Origin of the sequence: Streptomyces sp. NPDC000134 (assembly GCF_042899225.1) — a bacterium.
Taxonomy (GTDB): domain Bacteria; phylum Actinomycetota; class Actinomycetes; order Streptomycetales; family Streptomycetaceae; genus Streptomyces.
The window spans coordinates 234,121-250,668 of record NZ_JBIAZN010000005.1 but is presented as its reverse complement, the minus strand read 5'-3'; the positions used below and the strand labels follow the sequence as shown (position 1 = coordinate 250,668).

Here is a 16,548-nt window from a genome sequence, read left to right as displayed (position 1 = left end):
GGCGTCCACGACCGAGGGCGCCGCCGGGCAAGGAGGGCCGCATGACCGTACGGCGAGTAATGGGCATCGAGACGGAGTACGGGATCTCCGTCCCCGGTCACCCCAACGCCAATGCCATGCTCACCTCGTCCCAGATCGTCAACGCCTACGCGGCGGCGATGCACCGGGCCCGGCGGGCCCGCTGGGACTTCGAGGAGGAGAATCCGCTGCGGGACGCGCGAGGCTTCGACCTCGCCCGCGAGGCCGCCGACTCCAGCCAGCTCACCGACGAGGACATCGGCCTGGCCAACGTGATCCTCACCAACGGTGCCCGGCTCTACGTCGACCACGCGCACCCCGAGTACAGCGCCCCCGAGGTGACCAATCCGCGGGACGCCGTGCTCTGGGACAAGGCCGGCGAACGGATCATGGCCGAGGCCGCGGAGCGGGCCGCCCAGTTGCCCGGGGCGCAGCCGATCCACCTCTACAAGAACAACACCGACAACAAGGGCGCCTCCTACGGCACGCACGAGAACTACCTGATGAAGCGGGAGACCCCCTTCTCGGACATCGTGCGCCACCTGACGCCGTTCTTCGTCTCCCGCCAGGTCGTCACCGGCGCCGGCCGCGTCGGCATCGGCCAGGACGGCCACGAGCACGGCTTCCAGCTCAGCCAGCGCGCCGACTACTTCGAGGTCGAGGTCGGCCTGGAGACGACGCTGAAGCGCCCGATCATCAACACCCGCGACGAACCGCACGCCGACGCGGAGAAGTACCGCAGGCTGCACGTGATCATCGGCGACGCCAACCTGTCCGAGATCTCGACCTACCTCAAGCTGGGCACCACCGCCCTGGTCCTGTCGATGATCGAGGACGGCTTCATCGCCGTCGACCTGGCCGTCGACCAGCCGGTCCGCACCCTCCACCAGGTCTCCCACGACCCGGCCCTCAAGCGCCTGGTCACCCTGCGCAGCGGCCGGACGCTCACCGCGGTCCAGCTCCAGATGGAGTACTACGAGCTGTCCCGCAAGTACGTGGAGGAGCGCTACGGCGCGGACGCCGACGACCAGACCAAGGACGTCCTGGCCCGCTGGGAGGACACCCTCAACCGCCTGGAGAACGACCCGATGAGCCTGGCCGGCGAGCTGGACTGGGTCGCCAAGCGGGAGCTGATGGAGGGCTACCGGCGCCGCGACGACGTCGACTGGGACGCGCCCCGGCTGCACCTCGTCGACCTCCAGTACGCCGACGTACGCCCCGAGAAGGGCCTCTACAACCGTCTGGCGGCCCGCGGGCGCATGAAGCGGCTGCTGGACGAGAGCGAGGTCGAGCGGGCCCGCACCAAGCCGCCGGAGGACACCCGCGCGTACTTCCGCGGGCGCTGTCTGGAGCAGTACGCGGACGACGTGGCGGCGGCCTCCTGGGACTCGGTGATCTTCGATCTGCCGGGCCGGGACTCCCTCCAGCGCGTCCCAACCCTGGAACCGCTTCGCGGAACGCGTAATCACGTGAAGGAGCTGCTGGACCGCTGCCGTACGGCGGAGGACCTGGTCAGGGTGCTGTCCGGGCACTGAGCGGGTACCCGGGCGGGCAAGGCCGGACGGGGTGAAAGGCCCCGCTCCGGGAATCATCGAGATGGCCTCCGCACGTTGAGTGAACTGCGGGGCCGATGTCAGACCGGGCTTGTAGGGTCTGATCTTGACCGAGCAACTGTGTCGGGCGAACCGAGCGGGGTGAGGGTGATGGCGACCAAGGACACCGGCGGCGGGCAGCAGAAGGCCACGCGTTCCACCGAGGAGGTCGAGGAGCAGGCGCAGGACGCGCAGGCTTCCGAGGACCTCAAGGAGCGCCAGGAGAAGCTGAGCGACGACGTGGACTCCGTCCTGGACGAGATCGACGACGTCCTCGAGGAGAACGCGGAGGACTTCGTGCGGTCCTTCGTGCAAAAGGGCGGCCAGTAGGCCGCCCTGCCTTCGTCCCTACGGTCCGCGGGCCGTACGAGCAGTGGATGAGCGGAGTGCGAGCAGTCGTGTGCGGCGCGGTTCCGGCCGCGCCGCACACGGCTTCCGCCGGGGGGCCGTGGGGCGTTTCCGTGGCTTCCACCGGGTATGTGGATCACCGCCGTGGGGCGGGTAGGGTCCGTGGCATACCTGAGCCCCAGCCGTCAGGCCGCTGGGGCAGTCGAAGGATCGGCCCGGCGTCCCACGGCGGGCTGTCGCATACGTGGAAGGAATCGCGTGGAAGCCAACACTCGTAGCACCGGGCGTCTGCCGGCTGCCTTCCTGACGCCGGGGTCCTCCTCGTTCATGGACTTCCTCGCCGAGCACCAGCCGGAGCTGCTCCCGGGCAGGCGTCAGTTGCCGCCGGTGCAGGGCGTCGTCGAGGCCCCGCACGGCACCACGATCGTGGCCGTGACGTTCCCCGGCGGCGTGGTCCTCGCCGGTGACCGGCGCGCCACCATGGGCAACGTCATCGCCCAGCGGGACATCGAGAAGGTCTTCCCCGCCGACGAGTACTCGGCGGTCGGCATCGCCGGCACGGCGGGCCTGGCCGTGGAGATGGTGAAGCTCTTCCAGCTCGAACTGGAGCACTTCGAAAAGGTCGAGGGCGCCCAGTTGTCCCTGGAGGGCAAGGCCAACCGCCTGTCGACGATGATCCGGTCCAACCTCGGCATGGCCATGCAGGGCCTGGCCGTGGTCCCCCTGTTCGCCGGGTACGACGTGGACCGCGCCAAGGGCCGCATCTTCTCCTACGACGTGACGGGCGGCCGCTCCGAGGAGCACCACTTCGCCGCCACGGGATCGGGATCGATCTTTGCACGCGGTGCCATGAAGAAGCTCTACCGCGACGACCTGAGCGAGCAGCAGGCCACCACCCTGGTGGTGCAGGCGCTCTACGACGCGGCAGACGACGACTCGGCGACCGGTGGTCCCGATGTCGCCCGCCGGATCTACCCCATCGTCACCGTGATCACCGAGGACGGCTTCCGCAGGCTCACCGAGGACGAGTCCTCCGACCTGGCCCGCGCGGTGCTGGAGCGGCGGCTGGAGCTGCCCGACGGCCCGCGGGCCGCGCTGCTGTAGCGGGCGGTCGCTTTGTTGTCAGGTGCTCACGTGACTTCATCAGAAAGGGACGGATAACCGGTGTCGACGCCGTTCTATGTCTCACCCCAGCAGGCCATGGCCGACCGGGCGGAGTACGCCCGCAAGGGCATCGCCCGAGGCCGCAGCCTGGTCGTGCTCCAGTACGCCGACGGCATCGTCTTCGTCGGCGAGAACCCGTCCCGCGCGCTGCACAAGTTCAGCGAGATCTACGACCGGATCGGCTTCGCCGCGGCCGGCAAGTACAACGAGTACGAGAACCTCCGCATCGGCGGCGTGCGCTACGCCGACCTGCGCGGCTACACCTACGACCGGGACGACGTGACGGCCCGGGGCCTGGCCAACGTCTACGCGCAGACGCTGGGCACGATCTTCTCCAGCGCGGCCGAGAAGCCCTACGAGGTGGAGCTGGTCGTCGCCGAGGTCGGGGAGACGCCCGAGGGCGACCAGATCTACCGGCTCCCGCACGACGGCTCGATCGTGGACGAGCACGGCTCGGTCGCGGTCGGCGGCAACGCGGAGCAGATCAGCGGGTACCTCGACCAGCGGCACCGCGACGGCATGACGCTGGCGGAGGCGCTGCACCTGGCGGTGCAGGCCCTGTCCCGCGACACCAACGGCAGCCAGCGGGAGATCCCCGCCGAGAAGCTGGAGGTGGCGGTGCTGGACCGCACGCGCCCGCAGAAGCGCAAGTTCAAGCGCATCACGGGGGGCCAGTTGTCGCGGCTCCTCGACCAGGCGTCCGCGAACGGGACACCGGCCACGGAGAGCGACTCCGAAAAGGAGTGACTCCGAGCGGGAGTGACACCGTGCCACCCGGTTGCGGGCGGCCGGGTCACCGCGGGGGCGCGGTGGACCCCCGTACGACCAGTTCCACCGGGATGTCGCCGTCCTCGGGGGCGTGGCCCTCGAGGACCGCGAGCAGTGCCCTCATGCCGCGCTCGCCGAAGAGTTCCGCGTCCAGGCGGACCGTCGTCAGCTCCGGGTCGATGGCGGTGGCCAGGGCGAGGTCGTCCAGGCCGGTGACGGACACGTCGTCGGGGACCCGGAGCCCGAGGCGGCGCAGCGCCTTGTAGGCGCCGGCCGCGAGTTTGTCGTCGTCGCAGACCACCGCCGTGGGCCGGCCCGCCCCGGCCCCCGTCAGCGCGGTCTCCGTGGCCGCCCGCGCGCCCTCGAACGACAGGGGGGCGCGGACCGTCCGCAGTTCGGTGCCCGGCACCGCGCCCAGGCGAGCGGCCAGTTCCCGGGCCCGTACCTCGAAGGTCCAGGACGCCACGTCCGCCGCCAGGTGCAGGAAGCGTCGGTGGCCCAGGCCCAGCAGATGACCGGCGACCTGGCGGATGCCGTCGGTGATGTCCAGGTTCACCGTGGCCGCGCCCAGGCTGCCCGCCGGTTCGCTGTCCAGCATCACCAGCGGCAGTTGGTCGCCGCGGATCGCGGTGAGCGCGTCGGCGGCCATCGAGGAGGCGATCACCCCGTCCAGCGCGGCCTGCGCCGAGGCGAACGGGTCCCGGGCCGGGCCGATGCCCTCGGGCGACGGGTAGAGCACCACACCGAAGCCGTGCTCGGCGGCGACCCGGGCGGCGCCCGTGTAGACACCGGCGAAGAACTCCGTGGTCAGCGCCGGGACCACCAGCAGCACCGTCCGGGTGCGGCCCAGCCGCAGGTTGCGGGCCGCCAGGTTGGGCCGGTAGCCCAGGTCCCGGGCGGCCCGGCGTACCCGCTCCGCGGTGGGCTCGGAGACCCGCCCGCGCCACTTGTCGCCCAGCACCAGGGAGACCGCGGCCTGGGAGACGCCGGCGGCCTGGGCGACGTCCCGGCTCGTGGGGCGTGTGCTGCCTCGTGCCACCGTGGGCCCGCTCCTTCGTCTGGACTCGTGAACAGCGGCCATGGTACGTATGGGGACGCTAGTTATACGTAAAACGTCTTGCGTCGGGTGAGGGGAGTCGAGCGTGGCCACGGGGTATCTGGAGATCCTCCGGGCGCGGCACGCCGTCCGGTTGCTGGTCGGCACGCTCGTCGGGCGGCTGCCCAACGCCACCGCGGCGATCGCCGTCGTGCTGTTCGTCAGGGCGGAGGGCGGGACGTACAGCCTCGCCGGGGCGCTGGCGGCCGTGTACGGGGTCGCCAACGCGGTGGGGCAGCCCGTGCTCGGCCGGCTGGTCGACCTTTACGGGCAGCCTCGCGTGCAGTTGCCCGCCGCGCTGCTGTCCGGCGCGGCGATGGCCGTGTTCGCCTTCGCCGGCACCGATCCGGTCGCCGTCGCCTACGCGGCGGTGGCCGCGGCCGGCCTGTTCACCCCGCCGCTGGAGGGCGGCCTGCGGGCGCTGTGGCCCAGCGTGCTGCCCAAGGAGGGCCAGGTCCACACGGCGTACGCGATGGACGCCGTCGCCCAGGAGGTCATGTTCACCGTCGGGCCGCTGCTGGTGACGCTGTGCGTGTCCCTGTGGTCGGCGCAGGCCGCCCTGCTCGTGCTCAACGTGATCGGGATACTCGGCGCCCTCTCGGTCGCCGTGTCGCCGCCCGCACGCGCGTGGCGGTCGGCTCCGCGCGAGGCGCACTGGCTGGGCGCGCTGCGCTCCCCGGGGCTGCTGGCGCTGCTCGGCGCCTTCCTGTTCGTCGGGATGGCGCTCGGCTCCATCACCGTCGCCGCCGTCCCGTACGCGGACGACCACGGCGGCGACGCCGTGTACGGCTGGCTGATGGCCGCGCTCGGGCTCGGCGCGCTGATCGGCGGGTCCGTGTACGGGGCGCGGCGGTGGTCCGGGGAGCCCGCGCGCAGACTGCGCGCGCTGGTCGCCCTGCTGGCGGTGTGTTACCTGCCGCTGACGCTGATGCCGGACGTGGTCCCCATGGTGCTGCTCACCGCGGTGGCCGGGATCTTCCTGGCCCCGGCCATCGCCTGCGCCTTCGTGCTCGTCGACCGGCACGCCCCCCGGGGGACCGTCACCGAGGCGTTCTCCTGGCTGGTGACGACGTTCACCGTGGGCGCCTCGGTCGGAACGGGCCTGACCGGGCCGGTCGTCGAGGCCGGCGGGGCGCTGTGGGGCTTCGCCGTGCCGGGTGCCGCGGGAGCCCTGTCGCTGCTGGTGCTGGCGGCCACCGGACGGGTCCTCGCAGCTCCCGCGCGGCACGGGGTGGTTGCGGCTTCATCGGAAAATGATCCAAACCGTGCCGTCGAACCCCGTTTCAGTTCCGGGGATCGGGCGTAATGTTCAGTCATGGACCGCCGCATTTTCGGGCTGGAGAACGAGTACGGCGTCACGTGCACGTTCAGGGGACAGCGCCGCCTGTCGCCTGACGAGGTGGCGCGGTACCTCTTCCGCCGTGTCGTGTCATGGGGCCGCAGCAGCAATGTCTTTCTGCGCAACGGCGCCCGCCTCTATCTCGATGTCGGATCGCATCCGGAATACGCCACACCCGAATGTGACAACGTGACCGAACTCGTCACCCACGACAAGGCGGGCGAGCGCATTCTCGAGGGACTCCTGGTAGATGCCGAACGACGCCTGCACGAGGAGGGAATCGCGGGCGACGTCTACCTGTTCAAGAACAACACCGACTCGGCGGGCAACTCCTACGGGTGCCACGAGAACTATCTGGTGGCCCGGCACGGGGAGTTCTCCCGGCTCGCGGACATCCTCATCCCGTTCCTGGTGACGAGGCAGTTGCTCTGCGGCGCCGGAAAGGTGCTGCAGACGCCGCGCGGTGCCGTGTACTGCGTCAGCCAGCGCGCCGAGCACATCTGGGAGGGCGTCTCCTCGGCGACCACCCGCTCCCGGCCGATCATCAACACCCGCGACGAGCCGCACGCCGACGCCGAGCGCTACCGCCGGCTCCACGTCATCGTCGGCGACTCGAACATGTCCGAGACGACCATGCTGCTCAAGGTCGGCGCCACCGACCTGGTGCTGCGCATGATCGAGGCCGGCACGGTGATGCGCGACCTCACCCTGGAGAACCCGATCCGGGCGATCCGCGAGGTCAGCCACGACATCACCGGGCGGCGCAAGGTGCGCCTGGCCAGCGGCCGCGAGGCATCGGCCCTGGAGGTGCAGCGCGAGTACTACGACAAGGCCGTGGACTTCTGCGAGCGCCGCGGCATCCGCACCGGCACCGTCGAGCGGGTGCTGGAACTGTGGGGCCGCACCCTGGACGCGATCGAGGCCGAGGACCTCGACCGCATCGACACCGAGATCGACTGGGTCATGAAGTACAAGCTCATCGAGCGGTACCGCAGCAAGCACAACATGACCATGTCGCATCCGCGGGTCGCCCAGATAGACCTCGCCTACCACGACATCCACCGCCGTCGTGGCCTGTACTACCTGCTGGAGAAGAAGGGCCAGGCCGCCCGGATCGCCAACGACCTGAAGATCTTCGAGGGCAAGTCCGTGCCTCCGCAGACCACTCGGGCCCGGCTGCGCGGCGACTTCATCCGGCGGGCCCAGGAACAGCGCCGCGACTTCACGGTCGACTGGGTCCACCTCAAGCTGAACGACCAGGCCCAGCGCACGGTGTTGTGCAAGGACCCGTTCCGCTCCGTGGACGACCGCGTGGAGAAGCTGATCGCCGGCATGTAGCTCATCCGGTGGGAAAAGGCCGGAACGCCACACGGGCGCCGTACGTTTCTCGTACGGCGCCCTTCTCACGCCGTAGAGTTGCGCGCACGCCATCAGCCAAGATCGACCGATTACGAGGTCCCCCATCGTGCGCCGACGCTCACTCCTCATCGCCGTACCCGCCGGACTGGCCACCCTCGCCGCATGCGGTGACGACGGTGGCGAGGGGAGTAAATCCAGCGACAGCGCCTCGCCCTCGGCGTCGGCCAGTTCCTCGGTGCCGCCGCCGAAGATCGTGGACGGCCCGCTGCCGGCCATCACCAAGGGGACGAAGTTCGACCAGAAGCCGACCGTGGCCAAGGGCTCCGGGGACCCCTCCGACCAGCTCGCGGTGAAGACGGTCATCGCCGGCGGCGGCAAGAGCATCGCCGAGAACGACTTCGTCGTGGCGAACTACCTCGGCCAGATCTGGTCCACCGCCAAGGTCTTCGACAACTCCTACGACCGGGGCACCCCGCTCGCCCTGCAGTTGGCCCAGGGCAGCATCATCGAGGGCTGGCGGTACGCGCTCACCGGCAAGAAGACCGGCAGCCGCCTGCTGTTCTCCGTCCCGCCCGCCTGGGGCTACGGCGAGCAGGGCAATGAGCAGGCGGGCATCAAGGGCACCGACACGCTGGTCTTCGTCGTCGACGTCCGGGACACGTTCAACGCCTCCAGCTCCGCCAAGGGCGAGGAGGTCGCCCAGGACGACACCGCGCTGCCCAAGGTCGGCACCGGCACCGACGGCAAGGCGCCCTCCATCGAGGTGCCCGACACCGACGCGCCGACGAAGCTGGTCGCGAACTACGTCATCGAGGGCGACGGCGCCGAGGTGGGCGCCGAGGACAGCGTCCTGGTGCAGTACAAGGGCGTCATCTGGGACGGCGGCAAGGAGTTCGACTCCACGTACAGCCGCAAGCAGTTGACGTCGTTCTCGCTCCAGCAGGTCGTCAAGGGCTGGGCGCAGGGCCTGACCGGCAAGAAGGTCGGCAGCCGCGTCCTCATCGTCATCCCGCCGAAGCTGGGCTACGGCGACAGCCCGCCCGAGGGCAGCGGCATCGAGAAGGACTCCACCCTTGTCTTCTCGGTCGACATCCTGGCGAAGATGTGACGCCCTCGGGATGTAAGACTTGGCCCGTTGCCTTTCCGCAGACAAGCAGGAGCTAGAGACGTGAGCATCGACAAGCCCGAGATCGACTTCCCGGGCGGCGAGCCCCCGGCGGACCTCGAGATCAAGGACATCTGGGAGGGCGACGGCGCGGTCGCGGAGGCGGGCCAGACCGTCACCGTCCACTACGTCGGCGTGGCCTTCTCCACCGGCGAGGAGTTCGACGCGAGCTGGAACCGCGGCACCCCGTTCCGCTTCCCGCTGGGCGGCGGCCGCGTCATCGCGGGCTGGGACCGCGGCGTGCAGGGCATGAAGGTCGGCGGCCGCCGCCAACTGACCATCCCGGCCCACCTCGCCTACGGCAACCAGAGCCCGACCCCGGCGATCAAGCCCGGCGAGACGCTGATCTTCGTCGTCGACCTGCTCGGGGTCTGACCGGCGTACCACCCGCACGGGTGTGCGGATCGGCGCACCGACCGGGTCGGTATCCGATCGGAGCTGATCGCCGAGGGTCCATGCCTGTCCGGGCATGGGCCCTCGGCTTTTGCCACGACACCCCGGGGCGGTACGGTCACGGTCAAAGGGACGACAAGGAGGCGAAGGGCGTCGATGGCCATTGCCAAGGCCGAGCGGCTGATGAACCTGGCGCTGTGCCTGCTGGGCACCCGCCGGCCGCTCAGCAAGCGCGAACTGCGCGAGTCCATCGAGGCCTACGTCGAGGCGTTCGGGCCGGGCGGCGGCGCGCCCCTCGGACCGGACCAGGCCGCCACCGGCTCCGACGACGCCTTCAACCGCATGTTCGAGCGGGACAAGGACGACCTGCGCGAACTGGGCCTGGTCATCGAGACCGTCGAGAGCCTCGACGGCGAGATCGGCTACCTCGCCCGCCGCGACAGCAACCGTCTGCCGCCCATCACCCTGGACGCCGAGGAGGCCGCCGCCCTGGGCCTGGCCGCCAAGGTCTGGCAGCAGGCCCGGCTGGCCGGCGCGGCCAGCGGCGCCCTGCAGAAGCTGCGCGCCGCCGGACTGCCCGAGGACGTCGACCCCTACGAGGCGCACAGCGCCCTGGAACCGCGCATCCCCGTGCACGAGGCGGCCTTCGAGCCGCTGATGCTGGCCTGCCGCGACCGCCGCCCGGTGGTCTTCGACTACCGCAAGGCCACCGCCGCCCGTCCCGAGGCCCGGCACGTCGAGCCCTGGGCGCTGGAGTGCTGGCGCGGCCACTGGTACCTGGCCGGCTTCGACCGCGACCGCGGTGCCGAGCGCGTCTTCCGGCTCTCCCGGATCACCGGCAAGGTCCGCTCGCGCGCCGGACGGTTCACCGCGCCGGTGCCCGACGTCGTCACCGTCCGTGAGACCGTCGCGAGCTGGGCGGGGGAGACCGCCGACCGCTCCGCGCTGATCCGGTTGCGCGCCGGCGCCGGCTACCCCCTTCGGGCGAAGGCCACCTCGGTGCGGGAACTCGGCGACGGCTGGGACGAGTTGGAGATTCCGTACGGGCACGGCCTGGACGCCTGGCTGGTGGAGTTCGGGCCCGACGTGGTGGTGCTGGAGCCGGCCGAGCTGCGGGCCGACGTGGTGGACCGGCTACGTGCCGTGGCCAAGGGCTGAGGGGGAGCGGACAACACAGTGGCAGGCAAACCGGTCAGGCCCACGAGCGCCATCGACCAGACCCGGCGGATGCTCTCCCTGGTGACCTATCTGCGCGAGCGCCCCGGCGCCCGGATCGAGGACGTGGCGCGCGCCTTCGGCATCACCGAGGACGAGCTGGTCTCCGACCTCGACGTGCTGCCCATGTGCGGCACCAGCTTCCGCGGCGGCGACCTGCTCGACATCGACACCGACGGCGAGCGCATCTGGTGGCACAACCCGGCCGCGCTCGGCGCCGACGCCGCCGAGCCGCTGCGCCTGGCCGCCGACGAGGCCACTGCCCTGCTGGTCGCCGCCCGCGCGGTGGCCACCCTGCCCGGCCTGCGCGAGAGCGACCGCCAGGCGCTGCTGCGGGCGACCGCCAAGGTGGAGGCCGCGGCCGGTGAGACGGCCGGCGCCAGTTCCCGGCTGTCGGTGACCTTCGAGTCCGAGGGCGGCGTCTTCGCCGACGTCGACCGGGCCATCTCCGAGCGGCGCCGCCTGTGGGTCCGCTACTACTCACCGGCCCGCGACGAGGTCACCGAGCGCGAGATCGACCCGATCCGCCTGGTCAGCGTCGGTCACACCTATGTGGAGGCGTGGTGCCGGCGCTCCGAGGCGCGGCGCACCTTCCGGCTCGACCGGGTCGCCGAGATCAAGATCCTGGACGAGCCCTCCGCGCCGCCGGAGATAGAGCTGCGGGACCTGTCGGAGGCACTGGTGCAGCCCGCCGCCGAGGACCCCGAGGTGGTGATCGAGGTCGGTCCGGGCGGCCGCTGGGTCGCCGAGTACTACCCGCACGACAGCGCCGAGGAGCTGGCCGACGGCGGGCTGCGCATCACCCTGCGCACCCCCGACCCGGCGTCGCTGCGGCGCCTGGCGCTGCGGCTGGGGCGGGACGGCCGGATCGTGGCGCCGGGTGAGCTGGCCGACAGCGCCCGGCGGGCGGCCCGCGACGCGCTGGCGGCGTACGACGGGATCGAGGCGGTGGCGGGCCGTGCGCCGGCCGTGCCGGTGGGGCCCGCGGTCGGTGACCGGCAGCACGACAGGCAGGAGCAGGCGCGTTGAGCGAGTCGGCCGAGCCCCGGGAGCCGGGCATGACGGTGGCGTCCGCGTTCGCGGGGATGACGAGCGCTTCGCCGGTGGTGTTCCGGGCGGGCTGCCCGGACTGCCGGGGCCGTTTCGAGCTGGCCGCGAGCGCCCTGCGACTGGCCATCGGCGCCACCAGCCGGACGACGTTCTACTCGTTCACCTGCCCCGACTGCCGGAGCACCGTCCGCAAGCCGGCCGGGGAGCGGATCGTGGAGCTGCTCACCGGCGGCGGGGTCCGCACCCTGCGGCTGCACTCCACGGTGTAGCGCCGGTTCACGCCCGGGGCACGCGACGGTCTAGGCTCGTGCCCATGTTCTGGCCGATGCTCGCGATTGCCATGGGGTTTCTGGGTCTCGCCGTTCTCGGGGTGCTCGCCGTACGGGTCTTCGTCGAGGCGCAGAAGCTGGGCCGGCAGGTGGCCGACTCCACCCGCCGGATCAACCGGGCGGCGGAGGACCTGGAGCGGGCCGCCGCGAGCGCGGGCCGGGCCGTGGACGCGCTGTGACGCATCCGGCAGGCGGGGCGGAGCGCCCCGGGAAGCGCCCGGCCCGGGGCCGGGGGGCCGGCGCAGAGCGGTCCACGGGACGCCTGTGACTTGCGTTTTGGGCCGCTTCGCCCTGTCATCCGGCCGGACCGGACAGGTACGCTGCTGGTCGCGGACCGGAAAACGAGGCCCGGTCGCGGACGGGAGTACGCACAGGGATTGCCTCGCGTTTACCCCTGAGCGTTACGATCGCTGCACAACACGGCCGTTCAGACGCAAGTCCGACCGGTCGGACAGCACCCCCACCCAGCCGCCTCGGTGAGAAGGTAAAGACTTATGTTCGGAAGGCTCGGCGCCCCCGAGATCATTCTCATCCTCGTCGTCATCATCCTGCTGTTCGGCGCGAAGAAGCTTCCCGACATGGCGCGGTCGCTCGGCAAGTCCGCGCGAATCCTCAAGAGCGAGGCCAAGGCGATGAAGGACGACAACAAGTCCGCCGCCCCCGCCGACCCGCCGGCCACCGGCGAGCAGTCCGTGTCGCAGCGCACCATCCAGGCCGCCCCCGGTGACGTGACCAGCTCCCGCCCGGTCACCGAGCCGACGGACACGACCAAGCGCTGACGCGGGGCCGGTGACCTCCGGCCCGCCCGCACGAGATGGGAACGTGGGTTGCTGAAGCCTGCCCGCAACAAGGAGAGAGATCCCGAGGGGCGGATGCCCCTCGCGGAACACCTTCGTGAGCTCCGCAACCGGCTCGCGAAGGCGCTGCTCGCGATCGTCGCCGTCACGGTCGTCGCCGCCTTCTTCTACACCGACATCATCAATCTGATCACCCGGCCGATCCTCGAATCGGTCGGCTGTGAGAAGACGTTCGATCAACTGGCGAAGTCGACGTCGGGCGAGCCCTGTGCGCAGATCACCATCAACGGCCTGCTCACCCCCTTCACCCTGGCCCTGAAGGTGTCGCTGATGGCCGGTGTCGTGGCGGCCTCCCCGGTCTGGCTGTACCAGCTCTGGGCGTTCGTCGCCCCCGGGCTGCACCGGCACGAGAAGAAGTACGCCTACGCCTTCGTCGCCACCGGCGCGCCGCTCTTCATCATCGGCGCCTACTTCGCGTACTCGGTCCTGCCCACCACGGCGAAGGTCCTGCTGGACTTCACCCCGGGCAACACGACCAACCTGCTGCCACTGGACGACCTGCTCGACCTCGTCCTGCGCATGGTGCTGGTCTTCGGCCTCTCCTTCGAGCTCCCGCTGCTGCTGATCTTCCTCAACCTCACGGGCGTGCTCACCGGCAAGCGGATGCTCGGCTGGTGGCGCGGGATGATCATGGGCATCACCCTCTTCGCGGCCATCGCCACGCCCAGCACCGACCCGGTGACCATGCTCCTGCTGGCCGGGCCGATCTGGGTGCTGTACTTCGGCGCGGTCCTCTTCTCGCTGCTGAACGACCGTCGCAGGCACCGCCGGGAGGCCCTCGGCCCCGCCGACGACGAGGCCTCCGACCTCGACCTGACCCCCGAGGACATCGGCGAGATCGAGCCCGTCACCACCAGCCCCGCCCTGCCCGAGCAGTCCCGCACGGACCGGGTCAACGGGTACGACGACGTGACGTGACGCCCTCCCGGACCGCGCGCCCCCGGCGGCGCGGTCCGGCACCCCGCGCGGGGCCCGATGCGGATAATGATCGTCCTGTTGTCGGTGCGGCCCGGTACGCTCGAAAGCACGATGACAGAGGATCTCTCCCCGGCCGAGCGGTACGCGGCGGCCCGCAGGCGGGCCGCCGAGCAGGCCACCGCGCTCGCGTCCTTCCGCGAGATGTACGACTTCGGCCTCGACCCCTTCCAGATCGAGGCCTGCCAGGCGCTCGAAACCGGCAAGGGTGTGCTGGTGGCGGCGCCCACCGGCTCCGGCAAGACGATCGTCGGCGAGTTCGCCGTCCACCTCGCCCTCCAGCAGGGCAAGAAGTGCTTCTACACGACCCCCATCAAGGCGCTGTCGAACCAGAAGTACTCCGACCTGTGCCGCCGCTACGGCGCCGACAAGGTCGGCCTGCTGACCGGCGACAACAGCGTGAACTCCGGCGCCCCGGTGGTCGTGATGACCACCGAGGTCCTGCGGAACATGCTGTACGCCGGTTCCCAGACCCTCCTCGGCCTCGGCTACGTGGTCATGGACGAGGTGCACTACCTCTCCGACCGCTTCCGCGGCGCCGTCTGGGAGGAAGTGATCATCCACCTCCCCGAGTCGGTGACGCTGGTGTCGCTGTCCGCGACCGTGTCCAACGCCGAGGAGTTCGGCGACTGGCTCGACACCGTCCGCGGCGACACACAGGTGATCGTCTCCGAGCACCGGCCCGTGCCGCTGTTCCAGCACGTACTGGCCGGACGCCGGATGTACGACCTGTTCGAGGAGGCCGAGGGCCACAAGAAGGCCGTCAACCCGGACCTGACGCGGATGGCGCGCATGGAGGCGAGCCGCCCGTCGTACCAGGACCGCCGCCGCGGCCGGCACATGCGTGAGGCGGACCGGGAGCGCGAGCGCAGACAGCGTTCGCGGATCTGGACGCCGAGCCGCCCCGAGGTCATCGAGCGGCTCGACGCCGAGGGCCTGCTCCCGGCGATCACCTTCATCTTCAGCCGCGCCGCCTGCGAGGCCGCCGTCCAGCAGTGCCTGCACGCGGGCCTGAGGCTCAACGACGAGGACGCCCGGGAGCGGGTGCGCGCCCTGGTCGAGGAGCGCACCGCCTCCATCCCGGCCGAGGACCTGCACGTCCTGGGCTACTACGAGTGGCTGGAGGGACTGGAGCGCGGCATCGCCGCCCACCACGCGGGCATGCTGCCGACCTTCAAGGAGGTCGTCGAGGAGCTGTTCGTGCGGGGACTGGTCAAGGCCGTCTTCGCCACCGAGACCCTCGCCCTCGGCATCAACATGCCCGCCCGCTCGGTGGTCCTGGAAAAGCTCGTCAAGTGGAACGGCGAGCAGCACGCCGACATCACCCCGGGCGAGTACACGCAGCTCACCGGCCGTGCGGGCCGCCGCGGCATCGACGTCGAGGGCCACGCGGTGGTGCTCTGGCAGCGCGGCATGAATCCCGAGCACCTCGCCGGGCTCGCGGGCACCCGCACGTATCCGCTGCGCTCCAGCTTCAAGCCGTCGTACAACATGGCGGTCAACCTGGTCGAGCAGTTCGGCCGGCACCGCTCGCGGGAACTGCTGGAGACGTCGTTCGCGCAGTTCCAGGCCGACAAGTCGGTGGTCGGGATCTCCCGGCAGGTGCAGCGCAACGAGGAAGGGCTGGAGGGCTACAAGGCATCCATGACCTGCCACCTCGGCGACTTCGAGGAGTACGCGCGACTGCGCCGCGAGCTGAAGGACCGGGAGACCGAGCTGGCCCGGCAGGGCGTGGCCCAGCGCCGCGCCGAGGCGGCCGTGGCGCTGGAGAAGCTGAAGCCGGGCGACGTCATCCACGTGCCGACGGGCAAGTACGCGGGGCTCGCCCTGGTGCTGGACCCGGGGCTGCCCGCCGGGCGGTCCAACGGCCACCGCGGCTTCGAGCACCACGACGGGCCGCGTCCGCTGGTCCTGACCGCCGAGCGGCAGGTCAAGCGGCTGGCGTCGATCGACTTCCCGGTGCCGGTCGAGGCGCTGGAGCGGATGCGCATCCCGAAGTCGTTCAATCCGCGCTCGCCGCAGTCCCGCCGCGACCTCGCCTCCGCGCTGCGCACCAAGGCGGGGCACATCCCGCCGGAGCGGGCCCGCAAGAAGCGCTCGCAGGCGGCCGACGACCGGCAGATCGCCCAGCTCCGCAAGGCCATCCGGGCCCACCCCTGCCACGGCTGCGACGACCGCGAGGACCACGCCCGGTGGGCCGAGCGGTACCACCGGCTGCTGCGCGACACCTCGCAGTTGGAGCGCCGGATCGAGGGCCGCACCAACACCATCGCCCGGACCTTCGACCGGATCGTGGCGCTGCTGACCGAGCTGGACTATCTGCGCGGCGACGAGGTCACCGAGCACGGCAAGCGGCTCGCCCGGCTCTACGGCGAGCTGGACCTGCTGGCCAGCGAGTGCCTGCGCGAGGGCGTCTGGGAGGGCCTCGGCCCGGCCGAACTGGCCGCGTGCGTCTCGGCCCTGGTGTTCGAGTCCCGGGCGGCCGACGAGGCGATGGCCCCGAAGGTGCCCTCGGGCAAGGCCAAGGCCGCGCTGGGGGAGACGGTGCGGATCTGGGGCAGGCTGGACGCGCTGGAGGAGGAGTTCCGGATCACCCAGAGCGAGGGGGTCGGCCAGCGCGAGCCCGACCTCGGCTTCGCCTGGGCCGCCTACATGTGGGCGTCCGGCAAGGGCCTGGACGAGGTGCTGCGCGAGGCGGAGATGCCGGCCGGTGACTTCGTGCGCTGGTGCAAGCAGGTCATCGACGTCCTCGGCCAGATCGCCGCCGCCGCGCCCGGCGGGGACTCGACGGTGCCGAAGAACGCCCGCAAGGCGGTCGACGGACTGCTGCGCGGGGTCGTCGCCTACTCGTCGGTGGGGTAGATCCGCGGCGGTTCGCGC

Annotated in this window: 16 protein-coding genes; 15 read left to right on the top strand and 1 reads right to left on the bottom strand. The window is 71.1% G+C overall.

The features are described from left to right. The first annotated feature begins 41 nt into the window (after positions 1-41). The 4 genes from dop to prcA all read left to right on the top strand — a co-directional run bounded on the left by dop (position 42) and on the right by prcA (position 3,869). Entirely contained in the window at positions 42-1,553 is a 1,512-nt protein-coding gene (gene dop, locus ACFY32_RS10000) for a depupylase/deamidase Dop (protein ID WP_359202251.1), read from the top strand. A 168-nt stretch (positions 1,554-1,721) separates the two neighbouring features. Beyond that, positions 1,722-1,940: a ubiquitin-like protein Pup gene (locus ACFY32_RS09995; protein WP_016325855.1), complete on the top strand. Its 219-nt coding sequence runs from the start codon at positions 1,722-1,724 to the stop codon at positions 1,938-1,940. A 276-nt stretch (positions 1,941-2,216) separates the two neighbouring features. Continuing rightward, on the top strand, positions 2,217-3,062 hold the full coding sequence (gene prcB, locus ACFY32_RS09990; protein WP_359202254.1) for a proteasome subunit beta: 846 nt from the start codon (positions 2,217-2,219) through the stop codon (positions 3,060-3,062). Between the two features lie 60 nt (positions 3,063-3,122). Continuing rightward, positions 3,123-3,869 (top strand): proteasome subunit alpha, encoded by a 747-nt coding sequence (gene prcA, locus ACFY32_RS09985; protein WP_359202256.1) that lies wholly within the window; start codon positions 3,123-3,125, stop codon positions 3,867-3,869. Positions 3,870-3,915: 46 nt separating this feature from the next. On the opposite strand, the gene ACFY32_RS09980 is transcribed toward prcA, so the two are convergent. Continuing rightward, entirely contained in the window at positions 3,916-4,929 is a 1,014-nt protein-coding gene (locus ACFY32_RS09980; protein WP_390673856.1) for a LacI family DNA-binding transcriptional regulator, read from the bottom strand. A gap of 103 nt (positions 4,930-5,032) precedes the next feature. Between ACFY32_RS09980 and ACFY32_RS09975 the strand changes: the two genes are divergently transcribed. The 11 genes from ACFY32_RS09975 (at position 5,033) to ACFY32_RS09925 (ending at position 16,530) form a co-directional block, all read left to right on the top strand. Beyond that, positions 5,033-6,292: an MFS transporter gene (locus tag ACFY32_RS09975; RefSeq protein WP_359202260.1), complete on the top strand. Its 1,260-nt coding sequence runs from the start codon at positions 5,033-5,035 to the stop codon at positions 6,290-6,292. 9 nt (positions 6,293-6,301) lie between these two features. Next, on the top strand, positions 6,302-7,663 hold the full coding sequence (gene pafA / locus ACFY32_RS09970; protein WP_359202262.1) for a Pup--protein ligase: 1,362 nt from the start codon (positions 6,302-6,304) through the stop codon (positions 7,661-7,663). A gap of 127 nt (positions 7,664-7,790) precedes the next feature. Beyond that, a complete protein-coding gene (locus tag ACFY32_RS09965; protein WP_359202264.1) occupies positions 7,791-8,792 on the top strand; it encodes an FKBP-type peptidyl-prolyl cis-trans isomerase in 1,002 nt (333 codons plus the stop codon). A 60-nt stretch (positions 8,793-8,852) separates the two neighbouring features. Continuing rightward, positions 8,853-9,224, top strand: a complete 372-nt coding sequence (locus ACFY32_RS09960) for an FKBP-type peptidyl-prolyl cis-trans isomerase (RefSeq protein ID WP_359202266.1) — start codon at positions 8,853-8,855, stop codon at positions 9,222-9,224. Positions 9,225-9,398: 174 nt separating this feature from the next. Then, positions 9,399-10,400 carry a helix-turn-helix transcriptional regulator gene (locus tag ACFY32_RS09955; RefSeq protein WP_390673855.1) on the top strand — a complete coding sequence of 334 codons (1,002 nt, stop codon included), beginning with the start codon at positions 9,399-9,401 and terminating at the stop codon, positions 10,398-10,400. 18 nt (positions 10,401-10,418) lie between these two features. Continuing rightward, positions 10,419-11,486: a WYL domain-containing protein gene (locus ACFY32_RS09950; protein WP_359202270.1), complete on the top strand. Its 1,068-nt coding sequence runs from the start codon at positions 10,419-10,421 to the stop codon at positions 11,484-11,486. Further along, positions 11,483-11,776 carry a hypothetical protein gene (locus ACFY32_RS09945; RefSeq protein WP_390673854.1) on the top strand — a complete coding sequence of 98 codons (294 nt, stop codon included), beginning with the start codon at positions 11,483-11,485 and terminating at the stop codon, positions 11,774-11,776. The genes ACFY32_RS09950 and ACFY32_RS09945 overlap by 4 nt, the downstream gene beginning before the upstream one ends. A 44-nt stretch (positions 11,777-11,820) precedes the next feature. After that, positions 11,821-12,015, top strand: coding sequence for a hypothetical protein (locus ACFY32_RS09940; RefSeq protein ID WP_359202272.1), 195 nt, complete (start codon positions 11,821-11,823; stop codon positions 12,013-12,015). 315 nt (positions 12,016-12,330) lie between these two features. Continuing rightward, a complete protein-coding gene (gene tatA, locus ACFY32_RS09935; protein ID WP_359202274.1) occupies positions 12,331-12,615 on the top strand; it encodes a Sec-independent protein translocase subunit TatA in 285 nt (94 codons plus the stop codon). 48 nt (positions 12,616-12,663) lie between these two features. After that, positions 12,664-13,611: a twin-arginine translocase subunit TatC gene (tatC, locus tag ACFY32_RS09930; protein ID WP_359202276.1), complete on the top strand. Its 948-nt coding sequence runs from the start codon at positions 12,664-12,666 to the stop codon at positions 13,609-13,611. Between the two features lie 66 nt (positions 13,612-13,677). Beyond that, positions 13,678-16,530, top strand: coding sequence for a DEAD/DEAH box helicase (locus ACFY32_RS09925; RefSeq protein WP_359202278.1), 2,853 nt, complete (start codon positions 13,678-13,680; stop codon positions 16,528-16,530). Positions 16,531-16,548: the final 18 nt, after the last annotated feature.

Excerpts from the sequence above, each read along its gene's own strand:
- ACFY32_RS09955 (WP_390673855.1), top strand. The coding sequence starts at position 9,399 with ATGGCCATTGCCAAGGCCGAGCGGCTGATGAACCTGGCGCTGTGCCTG.
- ACFY32_RS09940 (WP_359202272.1), top strand. The coding sequence starts at position 11,821 with ATGTTCTGGCCGATGCTCGCGATTGCCATGGGGTTTCTGGGTCTCGCC.
- pafA (WP_359202262.1), top strand. The coding sequence starts at position 6,302 with ATGGACCGCCGCATTTTCGGGCTGGAGAACGAGTACGGCGTCACGTGC.
- dop (WP_359202251.1), top strand. The coding sequence starts at position 42 with ATGACCGTACGGCGAGTAATGGGCATCGAGACGGAGTACGGGATCTCC.
- tatA (WP_359202274.1), top strand. The coding sequence starts at position 12,331 with ATGTTCGGAAGGCTCGGCGCCCCCGAGATCATTCTCATCCTCGTCGTC.
- ACFY32_RS09995 (WP_016325855.1), top strand. The coding sequence starts at position 1,722 with ATGGCGACCAAGGACACCGGCGGCGGGCAGCAGAAGGCCACGCGTTCC.
- ACFY32_RS09925 (WP_359202278.1), top strand. The coding sequence starts at position 13,678 with ATGATCGTCCTGTTGTCGGTGCGGCCCGGTACGCTCGAAAGCACGATG.